Raw genomic sequence first — 15,188 nt, forward strand, 5'->3', positions numbered from 1 at the left:
TTTATGAACGTGTCGTGGGCTCGGTGTTGTGTATGAGAGACAGGGCATAAAGAATTGCGATGCAATTCTAATTCGAATCCGAATTCCTCGCGCTTCGCGCTTCGGTGCCTTTTTGGGTCGAATTTTGGGCGTAATTCGGATTGCATTATACGGTGAATCCGAATTCTCCGCGCTTCGCGCTCAGACGCTTTAAAGGTCGAATGGAGGCGGGTTTAGTGACTCCCGATTGAATTCCTTCAAACGACATTTGGCGCACGGGTTGGGCCAATTCATGTAATCGTCTTCGAGCTCTCCACCACAGTGCAGACATTTCCCGCAGTACGGGTCTCCGCACATTTCTCCGCAGTTATTGCAAGGCTTTTCATCTGCCATTCCAGGGCCCCTTTTTTGTCGCTTCCAGAATGCCGGGAAAGCTATCACAGGTCGTTTATGGCACGCAAATAGGCCCCCTCCTGAGAGGGGGCCTATCGGGTTTTGCCTGGTCAGGAGCACCGTACGCGCGTGCCGGTGCTCACGGGGCTACGCGCGCTTTTCCTGGCGCTCGTAATATGCCTGGATCTGAGAGACGGTGTACAGCTCCTTTCCGGGGTCTCCGATGCCCTGGGGGAAGTCATCGCGGCGGGCCTTGTGGGCGCGCAGGGTGGCGTCCTTCGGGACGTTGGGGTCGTCCTCCAGGCGGCGGGCGATCTCGGCCAGGGAGAGGAGCTCCGGGGGTGCTGTGGGGTCCTGTGCGGCCTCCTGGCCGCCCTGGCCGGGGATGAGGCGCAGGCCGTCACGCAGGCCTGTCACGCTGCCCCCAGAAAGTGTCACGCTGGCGTCCGAACGTGACACTCCACCTGCGGTTTCGTCGCTCAGACCCCCCTCAGAGGCCCCCTGGAGGGCTTCGGGCAGCTCGTCACGTGACAGTCCCGCCAGGAGCCGCGGGAGGCGCTTGGGCGAGCGCTTGGGCGGGGTGCCGAAGAGGCCGGCGCCCTCGACGAAACCTGTGCGCTCGCGCTGCTCGATGGCCCACGCGCGCAGCTCGTCAGGGGTCGCGTAGAGGGTCTGCACCCAGTTCTGCGAGTTGCCCTCCACAATCATCATGCGCCCGGCCTTGTCGATGGAGTCCGGGACGGGCTTTGTGCCGATGACGTTGTTCCAGCTATTCACGCTGAAGTTGCCCATGAACTTGAGCCGGAAAAGGTTCCGAAGGCCCTTTCCGCCCAATGCCTGGTCCCGGAGATCCTGGAATACCGCGAGGATATTTCCGTGGACGTGGCGACCGAGACGGGCGCCCGATGCGACCGTGCCCCAAATGGGGTCGGCGGCGCGATCCTTCGGGCCGTCCTCGTCATCCTTTGTCTTGCGGTTGTCGTCCCACCATTCGCGGGAGACGTCCGCGAATTCGTTGGCCTCCTCGATAAGGCACAGGATGCCGGGGAATTCTGCCGTGGGGTCCGCCTCCGAAATGGCGCTCCGGGCGGAAATCTCGTCCACGAACCACTGAACTCCGTTGCGCATGTCCTGGGGGTTCATCGGGTCGTTGTAGATGTAGCAACCGACGACGCCGATGTAATTGCTGACGCTGACGCGCTTCACGTCCGCCGCGAAAATGTAGTAGCCCTGCGCGACGAGCTGAGCGATAACCATCTGGCAGAACGCGGACTTTCCGCCGCCCGTACCGACGGATAGGGCCCAGTGCGGGGTTTCTCCGTCGCCCATCTCCTTGATGACGATGTTGCCGAAGGTGTCCTTTCCTACGACGATCTCGCCCTTCTTGCAGTTGGCGATGGCCTCCTGGATGTCCTCGTCGAAGAAGCCCACGCCCTCCGGGCACTCGGGCTCGGGCGCCGGCGGCTTGGGCGGCGGCTTGTGGGTGTAGACGGCGGTGAAGGTCTCGCCGGTGAAGGAGTACCGGCCGACCCAGTCCCCCGGCAGACGGGAGTTGATGAGCTCCGTGACCTGCTGACGCTCCAGCTCGGAGCCGCGGAACGTCCAGGGCAGGCGCAGGGCGATGCGGGCCCCGTCGGCGCCCAGGCGCTCGGGGAGCAGGAGCCAGTTCTCGCGCGGCTCGTCGTCGGGCAGGTTGAGGTCGTCGCGCAGGATCACCCAAAGCCGGGGGCCGTACACGACGTCGTCCCCGGGCGGCTTGGGCCGGTGCCGGTGCGCGAGGACCACGGCGGTGCCGGCCGCCAGGGCGAGGCCTGCGAGGGTCCAGCCGCGCCAGGCCGGGACGAGCAGGCCGAGGGCGGCGGCGGTCATGGCGAGGCGGGCCAGGCCGCGGGCGGCGTAGGGCCAGCAGTGCCACATCCGGGTCACCCGGGCGAGGGTGACCACGATGGGGGCCACAAAGACGTACGCGGCTCGCAGACCGGCCCAAATGGCCTTCAGGACGCTCCACACGCGCACGGCCGTGCGGGCGGTCCACAGGGCCGTACGGACCGTGCGGTCCAGGGCGGTCGCGCCCTTGCCCCGGTAGGTCTCGATCCACCTCGCGGCGGTGCGTGCCCAGGGGCGGGGCTGGCGGCGGGGGGTCTTGACCAGGCTCACCCGGGGCGGGGCGAGCGCGATCGACGCCATGGCCACGGCGGGCGCCTGGGTGCCGGCGGGCTTGGCGAGCAGGACTCCGGAGCACCAGAACGTCGCGGTGCTGCGGGGCTCGCCGCGCATCTCGCGTCCGCCGTAGAAGCGGACGATGCCCACCACCGAGCGGGTGAGGATGACCAGGGCGGACCAGATGGCGCGGAGCTTGCCGGGTCGGCGGACGGCGGTGTCGGCCGCCGTGCCGCCGCGCTTGCTGAACAGGATGCCGACGACCAGGGCGGCCAGGAGCAGGCCGGTGCCCCCGATGGTCGGGGGTGGTGTCGTGTCTGCCGCGAGGGCGGCCATGCTGTGCATTGCGTTCCCCTCAGGTTTGGGAGGGAACGAGCGCCCGGCAGGGGAGTCTCTGGCAGGAGGAACCTGCCGGGCGTCGTCCGTGGATCTTGGCGGGTGGGACTGACAACCGAGGTCAGAGGTACTGGCCGGTGGCCTGGCGGTCGTCCGCCGTGTCGTCCTCGGTCTTGGCGCGGGCGGCACGGAACGTCCGGGCGACGGTGGCCTTGAACTTGGGGTCGTCGGCCTTGCGGCCGTGACGAGTGGCGAGTGCGTCGGTGATGACCAGGACGTCGTCCACGCCGTTGACGACCATGTCGCGGACGTCGGCCGCGAGGCTCCTCGCACGCTTCTTGGTCTCACGGACGACCTTCAGGTCCGGGCGGACGTTTCCGGTGCCGTCGGCCTGGTCAGAGTCAGTTTCGGTCGGATATCCGCTGCTCTCCGGCCGGATGGTGGCGTCATGACGTCGCGGCGTTGTGGCGTCATCAGCGGACGCGGTGGGGAGAGCCGGAGCCGTGTCGGCGGACGCGGCCGGGAGGGCAGGGAGGGGGGTGTCCATGCCCGGCTGGAACATCCGGGTCAGGGCGATTCCGGCGGACGACACGAGGCGCTCGTGCTGGACGTCCCGGAGGTCCGCACCCAGGTTGGTGTCGCCGGTGCCCACCTTGCGGGCGAGCCTCCAGGAGCGGCGGACGCTCCGCTTGCGGACGCGATCGGAGGGGTGGGCCGCGGCGCGGGCCTGGTGGTAGGCCAGGTCCCGGATGACCGAGGCCGCGCGGGCCTCCGCCTCGACGTCGCGGCCCTCCTGGTGCACGACGATCCGTCGGGCGAGGAAGGCCAGGCCCTCGGCGGCGGCGGTCATGGCCATCGGGGTCGCGGCGTAGACGATGGTCTGGCCGATGCCCTCGGTAGCGGCGGTGGCACCCATGACGGCCGCGATGGCCGGCAGGACCCACAGCCCGACCCGGATCAGGACCGGGGCGGACTGACCGAGCAGGGTCACGCCCAGGAGGATGAACGCGAGGACGGCGGTCGCGCCCTCACCGGCCGCGAGGGCACCGATCGCGGTGCCGCTGCCGTAGGCGTGGCCGATGTTGGAGTAGGTGCCGATCCCGCCCGCGACGCCGACGGCGACCATGGGGACCAGGGCCAGACCGAGGATGGTCTTCTGCACCCGGGTGAGTTCGTTCTTCATCACTGCTGCCTTGCCTTTCGGGTCTGTAGTGACGTCACGGCGTTGTGAGCTCAAGACGTCACAAAGCGATGCGGTGGCGGTCACTTCTTCTTGGCCGGGCGGGGCGTCTCGCGCAGGGCCTTGATGGCGGCGGCGACGCCGATCACGCCGATACCGATACCGATGCCGCCGTACGCGATGGCCTGGCCCATGGCCATCAGGGCCGGGGCGGCGACGACCAGGAGGACCACGGCCGGGGTGCACATGATGAGCAGGCCCACGGCCGCGATCAGGAAGTTGCGGAGCCATCCCGGGATGGGCTGGGAGGGCATCTGCACGATGACCGGCTGCTGCTGCTGGGGGAGGTAGACCGGCTGACCCTGCGGGGTGTAGGCGACCGTCGCGCCGGGCGGGATCGCGGGGAGCTGCTGGGGGATGTACGGCTGGATCTCGTGGTGCTCGTTCACGGGGCTCTCCTTCAGGCCGCGAGGGCCGGGGTGCCGGCGCACTCCGGGCAGCAGCCCAGGGACGTCGGGAGGACGTAGGGGAAGGTGACGCGGCAGTCCGGGCAGGTGCGGCGGGCGCGCATCATGGCGGCCACGGCACGCTGCCGACCCGGCGTCATCGGCCGGACGGGCGCGGCCAGGTCGACGCGGTAGAGGTAGGCGGCGCGGACCGGACGGACCCGGGTGACCGGGTCGCGGCGGCCGTGCCAGAGGATCTGAGCGACGACGTCCTGACCGTTGGGGCGCAGGCCCGCCGCGCGGAGCTGACGGCGGGTGGCCAGGCCCTCGGGGGCGAGGCGGCGCGGGTAGGTGGGGAGGCCGTACGACTTGCCGGTCGGGTCGTAGAACTTCACGTCGGTCACCTCCTGGGCTGGCTGGTCGGGTGTGGTGGCGTCGTGGCGTCGTGACGTCGCGGCACCACCACGGGATGCGGACGGGTCACGGAGTCGGCGGCCCGGAACTCCGGGCGACGGGCCCGGCGGGCAGGTACGGCAGGGCCAGGGCCAGACCGACCGCCATCACACCGAGCGCGACGATGGCGGCCACCGTGAGCCCGGAGACGAGCGGCATGCCGCTCCGTCCGATCAGCCCGGCGAGCCCGGAAGCCACCAGGAGCGCACCGACCTGCCGGGCGCGCGCGAGGACGTAGAGGACGGGAACGATGAGCACGGTCCGCATCACGTCACCTCACGATCATGGATTCGGGGCAACGACCGCCCATGTGGGACACGCACTGGGGGCAGTCCTCGCGCGGGGCCAGGTGCCGGTGCGCCTCGCGGCTCGCGTAGGCGTGGAACCAGCACTGCCGGCACTGCCCGGGCGGCGGGTTGAGGGCCTTGTGGCTCGCCATCGTCACCACCACCCCGCCGACCGCTTGGCGACCTTCGCGGCGGCGGCATCGGCGACGACCTGAGCCTTCGCCTGCTCCGCCGCCCGGATCTCCGCCGTGTAGCGCACGACGGCGCCCTCGAAGATCCGGTCAATGGCACGGTCGGTCTTCGACGGCGACTTGCTGCGGACGACCTTCGCCGCACCGCGCCCGACGAGGGCGAAGACGCGCGCCTGCTCGCTCGCGCTCAGCGCGGAGATCTCACTGTTGCGGACGCCCTGAAGCTTGCGAGAGGCCGTCTGGATCATCCGGTCGAACTGGCGGGTGTTCGGCATCTGGTCAGCCCCTCTTCGGGTAGGTGTGGCCGGCGGGCGGGTAGACGGGGACGGCGCGGTCGGTGAGCAGGCCCTCCATGACGATCGCCTCGAAGTCGAAGGCAACCTCCGTGGTCGGCTCGCACGCGAACGCGGCGTCGGCCTGGTCCAGGAGACGGACCGTGCGGGCGTCGTCGTCGGCCCGGCTCTCGTGGCTGCGAAGGAACTTCACCGGTCCGCCTCCTTCGCGAGGACGGCGTCGCTCTCCTTCAGCCATCCGTCGAAGTCGGCGATCGTCCAGGACTCGGGGTCGCCGTGGGACCGACGGAACGCGGTGAGCGCCTGGCGGGCCTTCTCGGCTCCCTTGGCGGCCTTCGCGGCCTGGTCCATGTGGAACGCGGCGGGGTCGCTGCGGTACCTCATGCCGCCACCGCCGGGATCCCCGGGAAGCCGCGGCGGGTGCCGTGCAGCCGGTAGTAGCGGTCAGCGGCGGCGTTCGCGCCCTTGCACAGAGTGCAGGGCGTCTCCTTGCGGCGGTGGTGGGCCTGGTAGCCCTGCGGGGTCCCGCACCTGATCTCCGCGCGGTCACCCGCACGGGACAGGGCGGGGCTCCCCGGGACGACCTTGCCGGGGAACCACCGGCGCAAGGTCTCCGTCGACCTGCCCAGGCGGGCCGCGATGACGGAGTAGGAGACCTGCTGGTCGAACATGATCTGGGCCGCGTAGCGGGCCTCGCCCTCGGTGAGGGTCCAGTCCTTACGCTCGCCGTTCATCGCGCGCTCAACGGCGATGGCGTCGATGTCGACCAGGCCGTCCGAGGTCGCGAGCCAGAACGTCGGCGTAGCCGGAGCCTGCGGGATCCGGATGCGGCCGGCGGGGGAGAAGCGGCGTTCGTCGTTACGATCCATCTCAGGATCGGTCCCTTCTGTTTCGGCAGTCGGGTTCGGTCTCAGGCCCTGGTCGGTGGTGATGACACCGGCCAGGGCCGCTTACGTGCCTGTCTCTCGCGACTTAGGTACTCAAGTCTCGGTGACAGCACTGACCGTACGGGCTTAGGTAATGGAGCGTCAAGCCTTTAGTACCCAACTTGCGCCATGCAGGGCAGATCTGACGGTAAGTTATGTACTCAACTCTGTGATCGGTGTACTCTCCCCCTCATGACGCACCCACCCACCCGCCGCATGACGGCGAGAGCCATCGCCGACGCCCTGCGGAGTGAAATCAACCAGGGCACTCTCTCGCCCGGCGACGTCCTGCCCACATCCAAGGACTTGGCCGAACGCTTCGACGTGACGCCCAAGACCGTGGGGGCCGGCGTCGACATCCTCAAAGGCGAGGGACTTGTGATCGGCGAGCAGGGGGGGCGCAGGCGCGTTCGAGCCAACCGTCCCATCGTGTGGAACCTGACCAAGTTCGAGCGAGGAGTGCGGCGCGACTCCGCTGCTGGTGACGACTGGTCAACTGCAATCCGGGATGCCGGCCGCGAACCAGAGCAACGTGTGACCGTGCGGACTGGTCCAGCTGACCGCCAAGTCGCGTCATGGCTTCAGGTTTCGGCCGGGTCCGAGGTTGTAGAACGGGTTCGTCTCAGGACCGTAGACAGCCAGCCATACCAACTGGCCACCAGCTCGTTTCCCATGGCGATTGCTGAAGGGACCCCCCTCCTTGATGAAGGGGACGTGTCGATGCCCGGCGGCATCCTGGCCGCCATCGGGCACCCGCAGCACCGAGTCCGCGACGAAATCACGATCCGAATGCCCACCCCAGACGAAACTGAGCTTCTAGAACTCCCGCCCGGGACACCCGTAGCTGAACATGTCCGTATCGGTTACGGGGAGTCCGGACCAGTGCGCGTGATGGTCACCATTGCACCAGGAGACCGTCACCGCCTGGTCTACGAGTTGGAGGTCTGACCTTGCCTTACACAATTCGTCCGGCAAGCTCCGACGACGTCACAACGCTGATGGCGTTGCGCACTGAGGCGGAGGACTGGCTCCGCGCACGTGGTTCTGACCAGTGGTCAGACCGTGAGGTAGGCGCCCTAGCTATCACGAAATGGCACACAGCCATTGATGAAGGACGAACCTGGGTTATTCGGGATGAAGTTTCCGACCTCACTGTCGGCACCGTGAGCCGCGGGCCCGTCGACAGAGATTTCTGGAACGACTCGGACGAACCGGAAACGGCCTTCTACCTCTACAAACTCATCGTCAGTCGGGAGGCAGCTGGCTCCGGATTGGGAAACCTCGTGCTCGATTGGGCCTGTCGAGTGGCCGCACTTGAGGGCCGCGAATGGCTGCGGATCGACTGCTGGCGCACCGCCACAGGCTTGCAGAGGTACTACGAGGCCCTGGGGTTCACTCACATTCGCACCGAGGCACCGACTCACCGCAAGTCCGGATGGCTGGGTCAGCGATCGTCCTCGCTCATCCTCAACCATGCTGATGCCCTCCAGCCTGCGGTACGTCATCCCGTCGCTTAACCGACATGGGGGACGTCTCACCGGGCGTAAGCTGCACCAGCAAACAACTCAAGATCCAGAAAAACCGAGAGCCCCGTCACGGGGATCTGCTCCGAGTGTTACCAGCACCCGGACCCGTTAGGGGCTATCGGTGGACGTCATTGGTGGTCCACCTGCGAGTGTAAGGCAGAGGTGGGGAGATTTCTCCCCCCTCCTTGCCGATGATCACTCTGCCGGTGGGCCGGGAAGGCACACGTGGCACGCCAGACACCGCAGACACAGGAGTCTGCCAAGACGCCCCCGCGCCAGCGGGAGGCAAGCGTCTCGAACCTCGACCGCGAGGGTGCTCCGGTCGGTGCTCATCCGATCGCGGGTCTCCGTGCCGGGTGGTACTTCCGCCCCGCCGATCGGATGATCCTTCACCGCTCGCAGCGTGACGCCCCGGCCCTGGCCGTGGGCATGGTGCCAGTGATCCTGGGTCGGATCACCTACCGCATGTCGGACCGGCGGCACACGAAGATCGCGTACCAGATCCAGACCGACGAGGGCCCGCGCATCGTCAGTGCTGAGGAAGTGCTGGACGGCACGTGGGCCGACAAGGCCGGGCGGGACCGGCCGGTGACGGGTGACGAGCGGCACGCGTACGCCCGGGTCATGTCGGAGGAGGTCCGCGCGGCGGGCGAGGTCCCGGCACTTCCGGTGAAGGACGCCGATGGCGGCCTGGAGCTCCCCGACGTCGACGCCCAGGAGCTCGGTTACCTCCGCACCCGCGAGCCCGACCAGGAGGCCGCCCGTGAGGGGTGGCGCCGCGTCATGACCCTGGCGACCCAGTCGCGCCGGACCACGCTCGGCATGAGCGCCATGTTCTGCGGGCCCCTGGTGTCCAGCCTGCACGGCGTGCCCGCGCACATCCTGAATCTGACCGGCTCCGGGCAGCTCGGCAAGTCCACCAGCCAGAAGATCATGTGCGCGCTGATGGGCGACCCCGACCAGGACACCTACGAACTCATGGGCACGATGAACACGACCGGCCTGGCGTTGCCGGAGGTGCTCATCGAGGCTCGCTACCTGCCGATGTGCCGTGAGGAGACGTCGTCGTCCGCGCTGTCTCTGGTCGAGCTGGAGAAGCTGTTCAGCCGGATCGTGGCCGGCGGCAAGCGCGGTCGGCTCGGCAAGGGCGGCAGCCGCAAGCAGGGCGCGGGCACCTGGCACTCCATCTTCGTGACCAGCTCGAACGAATCGCTCCTGCGACAGGGGCAGGTGGAGTCCCTGGCCTCCCGTCTCATCCAGCTTGAGGCGCCGTTCTTCCCCTCGGCCGCCGCGAGCGCCGAAGCCTGGGAGCTCGCCTCCCAGTTCCACGGCTGGCCCCTGGTGTGGGCGCGGGACGCGGGCATGTTCACCGGCGAGCGCGTGAAGGTGTGGCGCGAGCTGCACACCGAAGTCGTCGTGCGGCTGACGACCGAGGAGGCCCGGGAGGGCGGCGGCATCCCGCTGACGCTCGCCCGGATCCTCGGGGCCTGGTGCGTCGGTGCGTACATGCTCGGGGAAGTCCTCGGGATGCCTGAGCTCGGCTCGATGGCCGAAGAGGACGCCCGCGGGGAGCTCCCGCGCATCCTTGGCGACGTCACCGAGACCCACCTCACCCCTGGACAGGTGCTGTGGGAGAAGCTCGCCGGGGCCATCGCGCAGGAGCCCGCGGCGTGGGTGTCCTCGCACTCCCTGGACCCCGAGAGCTGGGGTGCCCTGGAGTTCAAGCCCCGCCGGGTGCTCGGCTACTACCACCAGGACCGGCTGTACGTGTACGTGTCCACGCTCACCGAGGTCACCAAGGCGGCCGGGATCGACACCCCCGTGCCCGGCCTCAAGGAGCTGGAGAAGCGGGGCGTCCTGGTCTGCCAGGAGAAGGCCAAGCTGGCGTCCAAGCACGCCACGCGGGAGCTCCGGGACGCCGTGCCCGGCCGGGCGTACATCTTCGACACGAAGACCGCGCAGGAGGCGTTCGCGGACCGCGAGACGCCCCCGCAGGTGACCCCGGACACCGCGCCGGTTCCGGCCGACGACTCCGTCACGGCGGCCTCGGAGGCGCGCGCCATGGACGCCGCGACCGCAGGTCCCAGCCAGGACAGCGACACCACGGCGTCACGGGCTCATGACGTCACAAAGGTCTCGGTTCCGCCGATGCCGACCGCCCCGCCGGCCATCCCGTACCCGCAGCCCGAAGAGCGCGTGAGCGACAAGACGTTCGCCCACCTGGTGGCGGCGGCGAAGGACCGGACGCTGTCCGCGACCCGGTTCGGCGTGCTCGGGGCTGACGGCTCCGGGCAGGGCTGGCTGCACCTGCCGAACTGCGAGCCGGTGGCCGTGGCGCTGCCCGGCAACGTCGACCAGGTTCCAGCCCTGATGGGCTCCTACCGGCTCAAGACGCTGTGGGTGCACGAGAGTGCGGCCCTCGCGATGGGCCTGCCCACCTACGAGGACCGGACGGCCGACCTGGCCGCGTACAAGGGACCGCAGGGCCCGATGCCGCACCGGTGGGCGATGCCGACCACCTCGGATCTGGTCGTCCAGGGCGAGGGTCTGTCGTGCTGGATGACGCTCAAGGCCTCCGGCGGCCGGCTCTCCGTCGTGCTGCCGCTGTACGAGGACCGCTACGACCGCTCGGACGAAGAGCGGCGCGGCGGGTGGGGCGGCGCGGCCAGTGCCGCCGTCCTGCTCGACTCGCTCATGGTCTACCTGGTGGCCACCCAGCACGGGCCCGCCGCCCGGCCGAAGGTGATCCCCTACTACCTGTCGGCGAACACCACGGCGAAGGACTACGCCCGCTCGACTCCCGGCGACATCGTGTGCGAGGCGATCCGCAACCGGGCCGTCCCGCCGGTCCACAAGATGCCGCCGATCCTCGACATGCAGTGGAGCCGCCCGGCCGACCAGATCGGCGCGAGCGAGCGCGCCGCGCTGTGGCTGCACCAGTACGACAAGAACGCCGCGTGGCTCGCGGCGTTCGGCGGGGCGAAGCTGGGCATCGGCGAGCCGGTCCACCACCCCGAGGGCACGGCGTACGACGCCGAACTCGCCGGGTACTGGCGGGTTGCCGAGGTCCCCGGCCACGGCCTGGAGCTCCTGCCCGGCTTCCGCATCCTGCCGGCCGACGAGGGCGGGTTCTGGCTGCGGACCCCGGCCGTGGACCTGCTGCGCGAGACATACAAGGACTGGGAGCCGGACGTCATCGAGGCGTGGGTGTGGCCCGAGACGAAGCGCGCCCTGTACGGGATGTACGAGCGCCTGCGTGTCGCGCGTGAGCGGATCATCTCGGCGCAGGGCCAGGGCCGTCCCGGCGCCCGGTACGCCAAGCAGGTCGTGGGCTCGCTCTACCAGTCGTTCCGCGGCTACCTCTCGCGGGTCGACGGACCGCAGAAGGACACGGCGACCGGCGGCCTGTACGCCGGTGACATCTACTGGCGCCCCGACTGGGCCGCGATGATCCTCGACCTGGCCCTGGCCAACACCTACCGCGACCTGAAGAAGTTCGCGGCCGAGGACCGCCACCCGCTGAGCCTCAAAGTCGACGCGGTCATCCTCGCCAGCAACGAGGCCGACATCGACGCAGCCTCCCCGGCCTCCATGGTCCTGGGCACCAGGGGCGGCCAGTGGAAGGGCGAGCACACCGCGCCGCTCCCCGAGCTGCTCGACGCGATCGACAGCGGGACGAAGGTTCCGAACGCGCTGCACGACTACCTGACCGACAAGGGGGAGTGACCGATGAGGTGGAATCCGTTCAGGCGCAAGGGCAAGGGCAAGGGCGAAGAGGCACCCGCCCCGGCCCCAGCCCCCCAGCCGACCCCAGCACCGACGCCCGCCGGCGGGGAGAGCAGGGAAAAGAAGCGCGGCTTGTTGGGCCGCCTCTTCGGTCGGAAGAAGAAGGAGGAGGCGCCCCAGGAGGCACCGCCCACTCCCCCCGCGGCGCCTCCTGGCCCACCGGAGGGGCCGCCGTCTCCTCCCGCCCCTCCGACTCCCGCTGAGGGTCCGGAGGAGGGCCCGCAGGAGAGGGACTACTCGGATGCTCCGTCCGGGATCAGCGTCCAGATCCCCGGGACGTGGCAGATGAGCAAGAAGAAGTGGGTGGGCATCGTCAAGGGCTCTCTGTCCGGTGAGGCCGTCGTGGACTTCCTGCGCCACCTGGACAACGACGAGGAGCAGGACGCCGTGATGATGATCTGCGAGGAATTCGACCAGGGCAGCGGGTTCGCGTCCGCCGTGGACCTCGACCGGTCGACCTGGAGTACCCCCTCCTTCTAGTCGCCCGCAGCGGGCCCGTGCCGACGTCGGCACGGGCCCGTTCTGCTGTCGCGCGTGCTGTCGCATGGGCTGTCGCACGGGTGTCTGTCGCGCGTTGTGAGCTGGGCTGATCCCGCCAACCCCCGCCCCTGGCGTCGGCGCGACAGGCGATGACACCGGCGGGCCGCGCGGCCCCGCGCCGCGCGGAACGGGATACCGGGCGCCCGATCCCCTCGCCCGCCCGCGCCGCCGTTTCCTTGCCTCCCCACCTCTCACTTCACCAGGACCAGGAGGCGGGAAAGCGGGCGTAGAGGGGATGTCAGACCGAAATCCGCTTGGTGAGCTGCGGGAACGCGGAAGTGAGCGCAACCCTTGTCGCAACACTTGCCGCAACCCCATAGCGCAACCTCCAGCGCAACAGTTGTCGCAGGGTCTCTGTCCCAAAGGGCGCTGTAGGGAAGTAGTCGGCGTGCGACGTCGCCGCGATCCGCTGTATCGGCGCAGGTCACCGGCATGGTCGGGGTGTCCGTGGTCGAGGTCCCGCCGCGACCAGGAGCGCGACCAAGAGCGCGACGTGAGGTGCGACCAGAGCCCCGCGACCAGAGGTGCGACCTCCCGGCCGAAGCGGACGTCGGCACCGCAAGTTGTAGAGCAAGCCCCGCCGGACCCGTGGGGGGCGTCTCCCGGCCCTTTGTGCCGACACGAGCCCATGACGTCGTGGCGTCACCAACAGGGGCTCTGAGGCCCTACGCTGCCGCGCATGGACATCTACTCGATGACGAACCAGAAGGGTGGCGTCGGCAAAACAGCCAACACCATCAACCTGGGGGCGGCCCTGGCCGAGTACGGCCGGCGCACGCTGCTCGTGGACTGGGACCCGCAGGGGCACCTCACCGAAGCGCTCGGCATCCCCGAGTCACCCGACGGCCACACCATGAAGGGCTGGGTGCTGGGGGAGTGGCACGGCGACCCGCACGATCTCGTGGTGCCGTACCGCGAGCAGCTGCATGTGCTGCCGACGAACATGGACATGTTCCTGCTCGACAAGGGGCTGTACATGGCGAACGCCCGGGAGATGCGTCTGGCCAAGCTCTTGGAGCGGTTCGAGGACGACTACGACGCGTGCGTCATCGATGCCCCGCCCTCCCTCGGGATCGGCACGGAGTGCGCCCTGATGGCCGCGCGGCGGCGCAAGGGGAAGCGAGCCGGGCTCCTGGTCCCGGTGGAGGCCGAGGACTCCAGCATCCGCGCGCTTCGGCTCCTGCTTCGGCAGGTGGCCATCCTGTGCGAGGCCATGGATGAGGACGTCGACATCCTGGGCCTGATCCCGAGCCGGTACGACCTGCGGGACGGCGAGATCGTCTCCAGCATGCTGGAGGCGTTCCGCTGCATGGGCGAGCCGCCCGTGATTGCGGAGATCCGCAAGCGCACCGACATCCGCAAGGCGTGGCGCGAGAGGAAGCCGGTCCTTGAGTACGCCCCTCGGTCCGAGGCGTCCGACTGGTTCCGGGACCTGGCGAAGGTGGTGCTGGCCGCGTGAGCGCCTCCAGGAAGCCGACGCCCCCGCCGGACATGGGTGGCCTCACCGACGACTGGAAGCGGCTCAAAGAGCTCCGGGACCGGGAGACCGAGAAGGACCGCGACCAGGACCAGGGCGCCAATCATGACGCCACGGCGTCAGGAGCTCCCGACGCCACAAGTAACCGGGAGCAGGAGCCGGCAGTCCGTCCTCGGTCCCGGCCCGGACGCAGCCGCGGGGGCCGGCGCCCACCGCCCGCCGCCGCCGACGCCGTGCCGACCACCGTGCGGTTCGATGAAGAGGAGGCCCGCGAGGTCTCTCGGTTCGTGCTGGAACTCCAGGACGATGCCGGCCGCCGGACGCTGGACAAGGCAGAGGTGATCCGGGAAGTGCTGCGGCTCGCCCGTGAGCACGAGCCAACGCGCAAGGCCCTGTTGCGCAGGCTCCGGTGACCACTGCGCAGTGATGCGCCCGCCCCCATGGTCGGGTCTGTGGTCGGGTCCATGGTCGGGCCGACCACAGACCCGACCATGGCTGTTCAGCGTGCTTTCCGTGCCGTCGTGACGTGCCACCGGCGGACGTCTCACCGCTTGACCCTCTGAATTCCCCCTCTGCATATCCAGGGAGGGGGAATTCCTTTTCTCCTCGCTTCCGCAACATGGCCACGGATCGTGACTGCCCCCTCCGAGGGTCACGACGGGGGGCACGGGCCCCTCTGAGCCCCCTGGGAGGCCCGTGCCCCCCGGGTTTTGGGCCCGTGCCCCCCGAACTCGGGGGGCACGGGATTTCCGGGGGGCACGGGAGCAACGCTCTGACCTGCTGATATGGGCCCGTGCCCCCCGTGCCCCCCGTGCCCCCCGAGATTTGGGCCCCTCCTACGAAACCTGCCGTTCGTCGTACCGGAGAGCCCTCTGAGACACCCCGAATTATTACTCTCCGTCACCAAACGAGGGCGGATAAACCCTCGGATTCGTGCCCGAATTCCGGCACGAGAAAGATCAAAAGAGTATTGGAATAGGCTCCCAATTCAAATGAAATTCCTCCGGAATTACCGCCCGAGCTAAATTGGACTTTCTCGAATTTGGCGGATGCGGAATTCGATAAACGGAAGAGAGGTCAAGCGCTCCGCGCTTTCTCATTCGGTCGAAGACCGAATTCGAATTTCCGCTGCGCTGCAATTCGAGGGGCCGGAATTCGCTCCGCGAATTACAATCGGCCCGAATGCCTGGCGCTACGCGCCAGGAAAGGCCCGGC

The 15,188-nt window shown here is 68.8% G+C and carries 16 protein-coding genes; 6 read left to right on the forward strand and 10 right to left on the reverse strand.

Annotation, left to right across the window (positions count from 1 at the left end):
• Positions 1-519: 519 nt before the first annotated feature.
• The 10 genes from ACFWR9_RS40845 to ACFWR9_RS40890 all read right to left on the reverse strand — a co-directional run bounded on the left by ACFWR9_RS40845 (position 520) and on the right by ACFWR9_RS40890 (position 6,587).
• On the reverse strand, positions 520-2,877 hold the full coding sequence (locus ACFWR9_RS40845; protein ID WP_383852212.1) for a hypothetical protein: 2,358 nt from the start codon (positions 2,875-2,877) through the stop codon (positions 520-522).
• Between the two features lie 112 nt (positions 2,878-2,989).
• The gene (locus ACFWR9_RS40850) at positions 2,990-4,051 is read right to left on the reverse strand and encodes a conjugal transfer protein (RefSeq protein ID WP_383852215.1); all 1,062 of its coding nucleotides are present in this window, start codon (positions 4,049-4,051) and stop codon (positions 2,990-2,992) included.
• A gap of 80 nt (positions 4,052-4,131) precedes the next feature.
• Positions 4,132-4,497, reverse strand: coding sequence for a hypothetical protein (locus ACFWR9_RS40855; protein WP_383852217.1), 366 nt, complete (start codon positions 4,495-4,497; stop codon positions 4,132-4,134).
• 11 nt (positions 4,498-4,508) lie between these two features.
• Positions 4,509-4,889 (reverse strand): RRQRL motif-containing zinc-binding protein, encoded by a 381-nt coding sequence (locus tag ACFWR9_RS40860; RefSeq protein ID WP_383852249.1) that lies wholly within the window; start codon positions 4,887-4,889, stop codon positions 4,509-4,511.
• 85 nt (positions 4,890-4,974) lie between these two features.
• Complete coding sequence (locus ACFWR9_RS40865; RefSeq protein WP_383852220.1) at positions 4,975-5,214, reverse strand: hypothetical protein; 240 nt, start codon at positions 5,212-5,214, stop codon at positions 4,975-4,977.
• Positions 5,215-5,218: 4 nt separating this feature from the next.
• Positions 5,219-5,386, reverse strand: a complete 168-nt coding sequence (locus ACFWR9_RS40870; RefSeq protein ID WP_383852223.1) for a pRL2-8 — start codon at positions 5,384-5,386, stop codon at positions 5,219-5,221.
• A gap of 2 nt (positions 5,387-5,388) precedes the next feature.
• Entirely contained in the window at positions 5,389-5,700 is a 312-nt protein-coding gene (locus ACFWR9_RS40875) for a hypothetical protein (RefSeq protein ID WP_383852224.1), read from the reverse strand.
• A gap of 4 nt (positions 5,701-5,704) precedes the next feature.
• Positions 5,705-5,911, reverse strand: coding sequence for a hypothetical protein (locus ACFWR9_RS40880; RefSeq protein ID WP_383852226.1), 207 nt, complete (start codon positions 5,909-5,911; stop codon positions 5,705-5,707).
• Entirely contained in the window at positions 5,908-6,102 is a 195-nt protein-coding gene (locus tag ACFWR9_RS40885; RefSeq protein WP_383852229.1) for a hypothetical protein, read from the reverse strand. Before ACFWR9_RS40885 ends, ACFWR9_RS40880 begins: the two co-directional genes overlap by 4 nt.
• Positions 6,099-6,587 (reverse strand): hypothetical protein, encoded by a 489-nt coding sequence (locus ACFWR9_RS40890; protein ID WP_383852230.1) that lies wholly within the window; start codon positions 6,585-6,587, stop codon positions 6,099-6,101. The genes ACFWR9_RS40885 and ACFWR9_RS40890 overlap by 4 nt, the downstream gene beginning before the upstream one ends.
• A gap of 249 nt (positions 6,588-6,836) precedes the next feature.
• Here ACFWR9_RS40890 and ACFWR9_RS40895 point away from each other — a divergent pair, with 249 nt between their 5' ends.
• The 6 genes from ACFWR9_RS40895 to ACFWR9_RS40920 all read left to right on the forward strand — a co-directional run bounded on the left by ACFWR9_RS40895 (position 6,837) and on the right by ACFWR9_RS40920 (position 14,386).
• Positions 6,837-7,592 carry a GntR family transcriptional regulator gene (locus tag ACFWR9_RS40895; RefSeq protein ID WP_383852233.1) on the forward strand — a complete coding sequence of 252 codons (756 nt, stop codon included), beginning with the start codon at positions 6,837-6,839 and terminating at the stop codon, positions 7,590-7,592.
• A gap of 2 nt (positions 7,593-7,594) precedes the next feature.
• Positions 7,595-8,161, forward strand: a complete 567-nt coding sequence (locus ACFWR9_RS40900; protein ID WP_383852235.1) for a GNAT family N-acetyltransferase — start codon at positions 7,595-7,597, stop codon at positions 8,159-8,161.
• 390 nt (positions 8,162-8,551) lie between these two features.
• Positions 8,552-11,896 (forward strand): DUF927 domain-containing protein, encoded by a 3,345-nt coding sequence (locus tag ACFWR9_RS40905; protein ID WP_383852238.1) that lies wholly within the window; start codon positions 8,552-8,554, stop codon positions 11,894-11,896.
• 345 nt (positions 11,897-12,241) lie between these two features.
• Positions 12,242-12,436, forward strand: a complete 195-nt coding sequence (locus ACFWR9_RS40910; protein ID WP_383852241.1) for a hypothetical protein — start codon at positions 12,242-12,244, stop codon at positions 12,434-12,436.
• 739 nt (positions 12,437-13,175) lie between these two features.
• Complete coding sequence (locus ACFWR9_RS40915) at positions 13,176-13,955, forward strand: ParA family protein (RefSeq protein ID WP_383852244.1); 780 nt, start codon at positions 13,176-13,178, stop codon at positions 13,953-13,955.
• Positions 13,952-14,386, forward strand: a complete 435-nt coding sequence (locus ACFWR9_RS40920; RefSeq protein WP_383852246.1) for a hypothetical protein — start codon at positions 13,952-13,954, stop codon at positions 14,384-14,386. The genes ACFWR9_RS40915 and ACFWR9_RS40920 overlap by 4 nt, the downstream gene beginning before the upstream one ends.
• Positions 14,387-15,188 lie beyond the last annotated feature (802 nt).

Source organism: Streptomyces sp. NPDC058534, assembly GCF_042717365.1.
In the GTDB taxonomy this organism is placed as follows: Bacteria; Actinomycetota; Actinomycetes; order Streptomycetales; family Streptomycetaceae; genus Streptomyces.

Coding starts and splice junctions, on each gene's coding strand:
- ACFWR9_RS40845 (WP_383852212.1), bottom strand. CDS start 2,877: ATGCACAGCATGGCCGCCCTCGCGGCAGACACGACACCACCCCCGACC.
- ACFWR9_RS40850 (WP_383852215.1), bottom strand. CDS start 4,051: ATGAAGAACGAACTCACCCGGGTGCAGAAGACCATCCTCGGTCTGGCC.
- ACFWR9_RS40865 (WP_383852220.1), bottom strand. CDS start 5,214: ATGCGGACCGTGCTCATCGTTCCCGTCCTCTACGTCCTCGCGCGCGCC.
- ACFWR9_RS40870 (WP_383852223.1), bottom strand. CDS start 5,386: ATGGCGAGCCACAAGGCCCTCAACCCGCCGCCCGGGCAGTGCCGGCAG.
- ACFWR9_RS40875 (WP_383852224.1), bottom strand. CDS start 5,700: ATGCCGAACACCCGCCAGTTCGACCGGATGATCCAGACGGCCTCTCGC.
- ACFWR9_RS40885 (WP_383852229.1), bottom strand. CDS start 6,102: ATGAGGTACCGCAGCGACCCCGCCGCGTTCCACATGGACCAGGCCGCG.
- ACFWR9_RS40890 (WP_383852230.1), bottom strand. CDS start 6,587: ATGGATCGTAACGACGAACGCCGCTTCTCCCCCGCCGGCCGCATCCGG.
- ACFWR9_RS40895 (WP_383852233.1), top strand. CDS start 6,837: ATGACGCACCCACCCACCCGCCGCATGACGGCGAGAGCCATCGCCGAC.
- ACFWR9_RS40905 (WP_383852238.1), top strand. CDS start 8,552: ATGATCCTTCACCGCTCGCAGCGTGACGCCCCGGCCCTGGCCGTGGGC.
- ACFWR9_RS40910 (WP_383852241.1), top strand. CDS start 12,242: ATGAGCAAGAAGAAGTGGGTGGGCATCGTCAAGGGCTCTCTGTCCGGT.
- ACFWR9_RS40915 (WP_383852244.1), top strand. CDS start 13,176: ATGGACATCTACTCGATGACGAACCAGAAGGGTGGCGTCGGCAAAACA.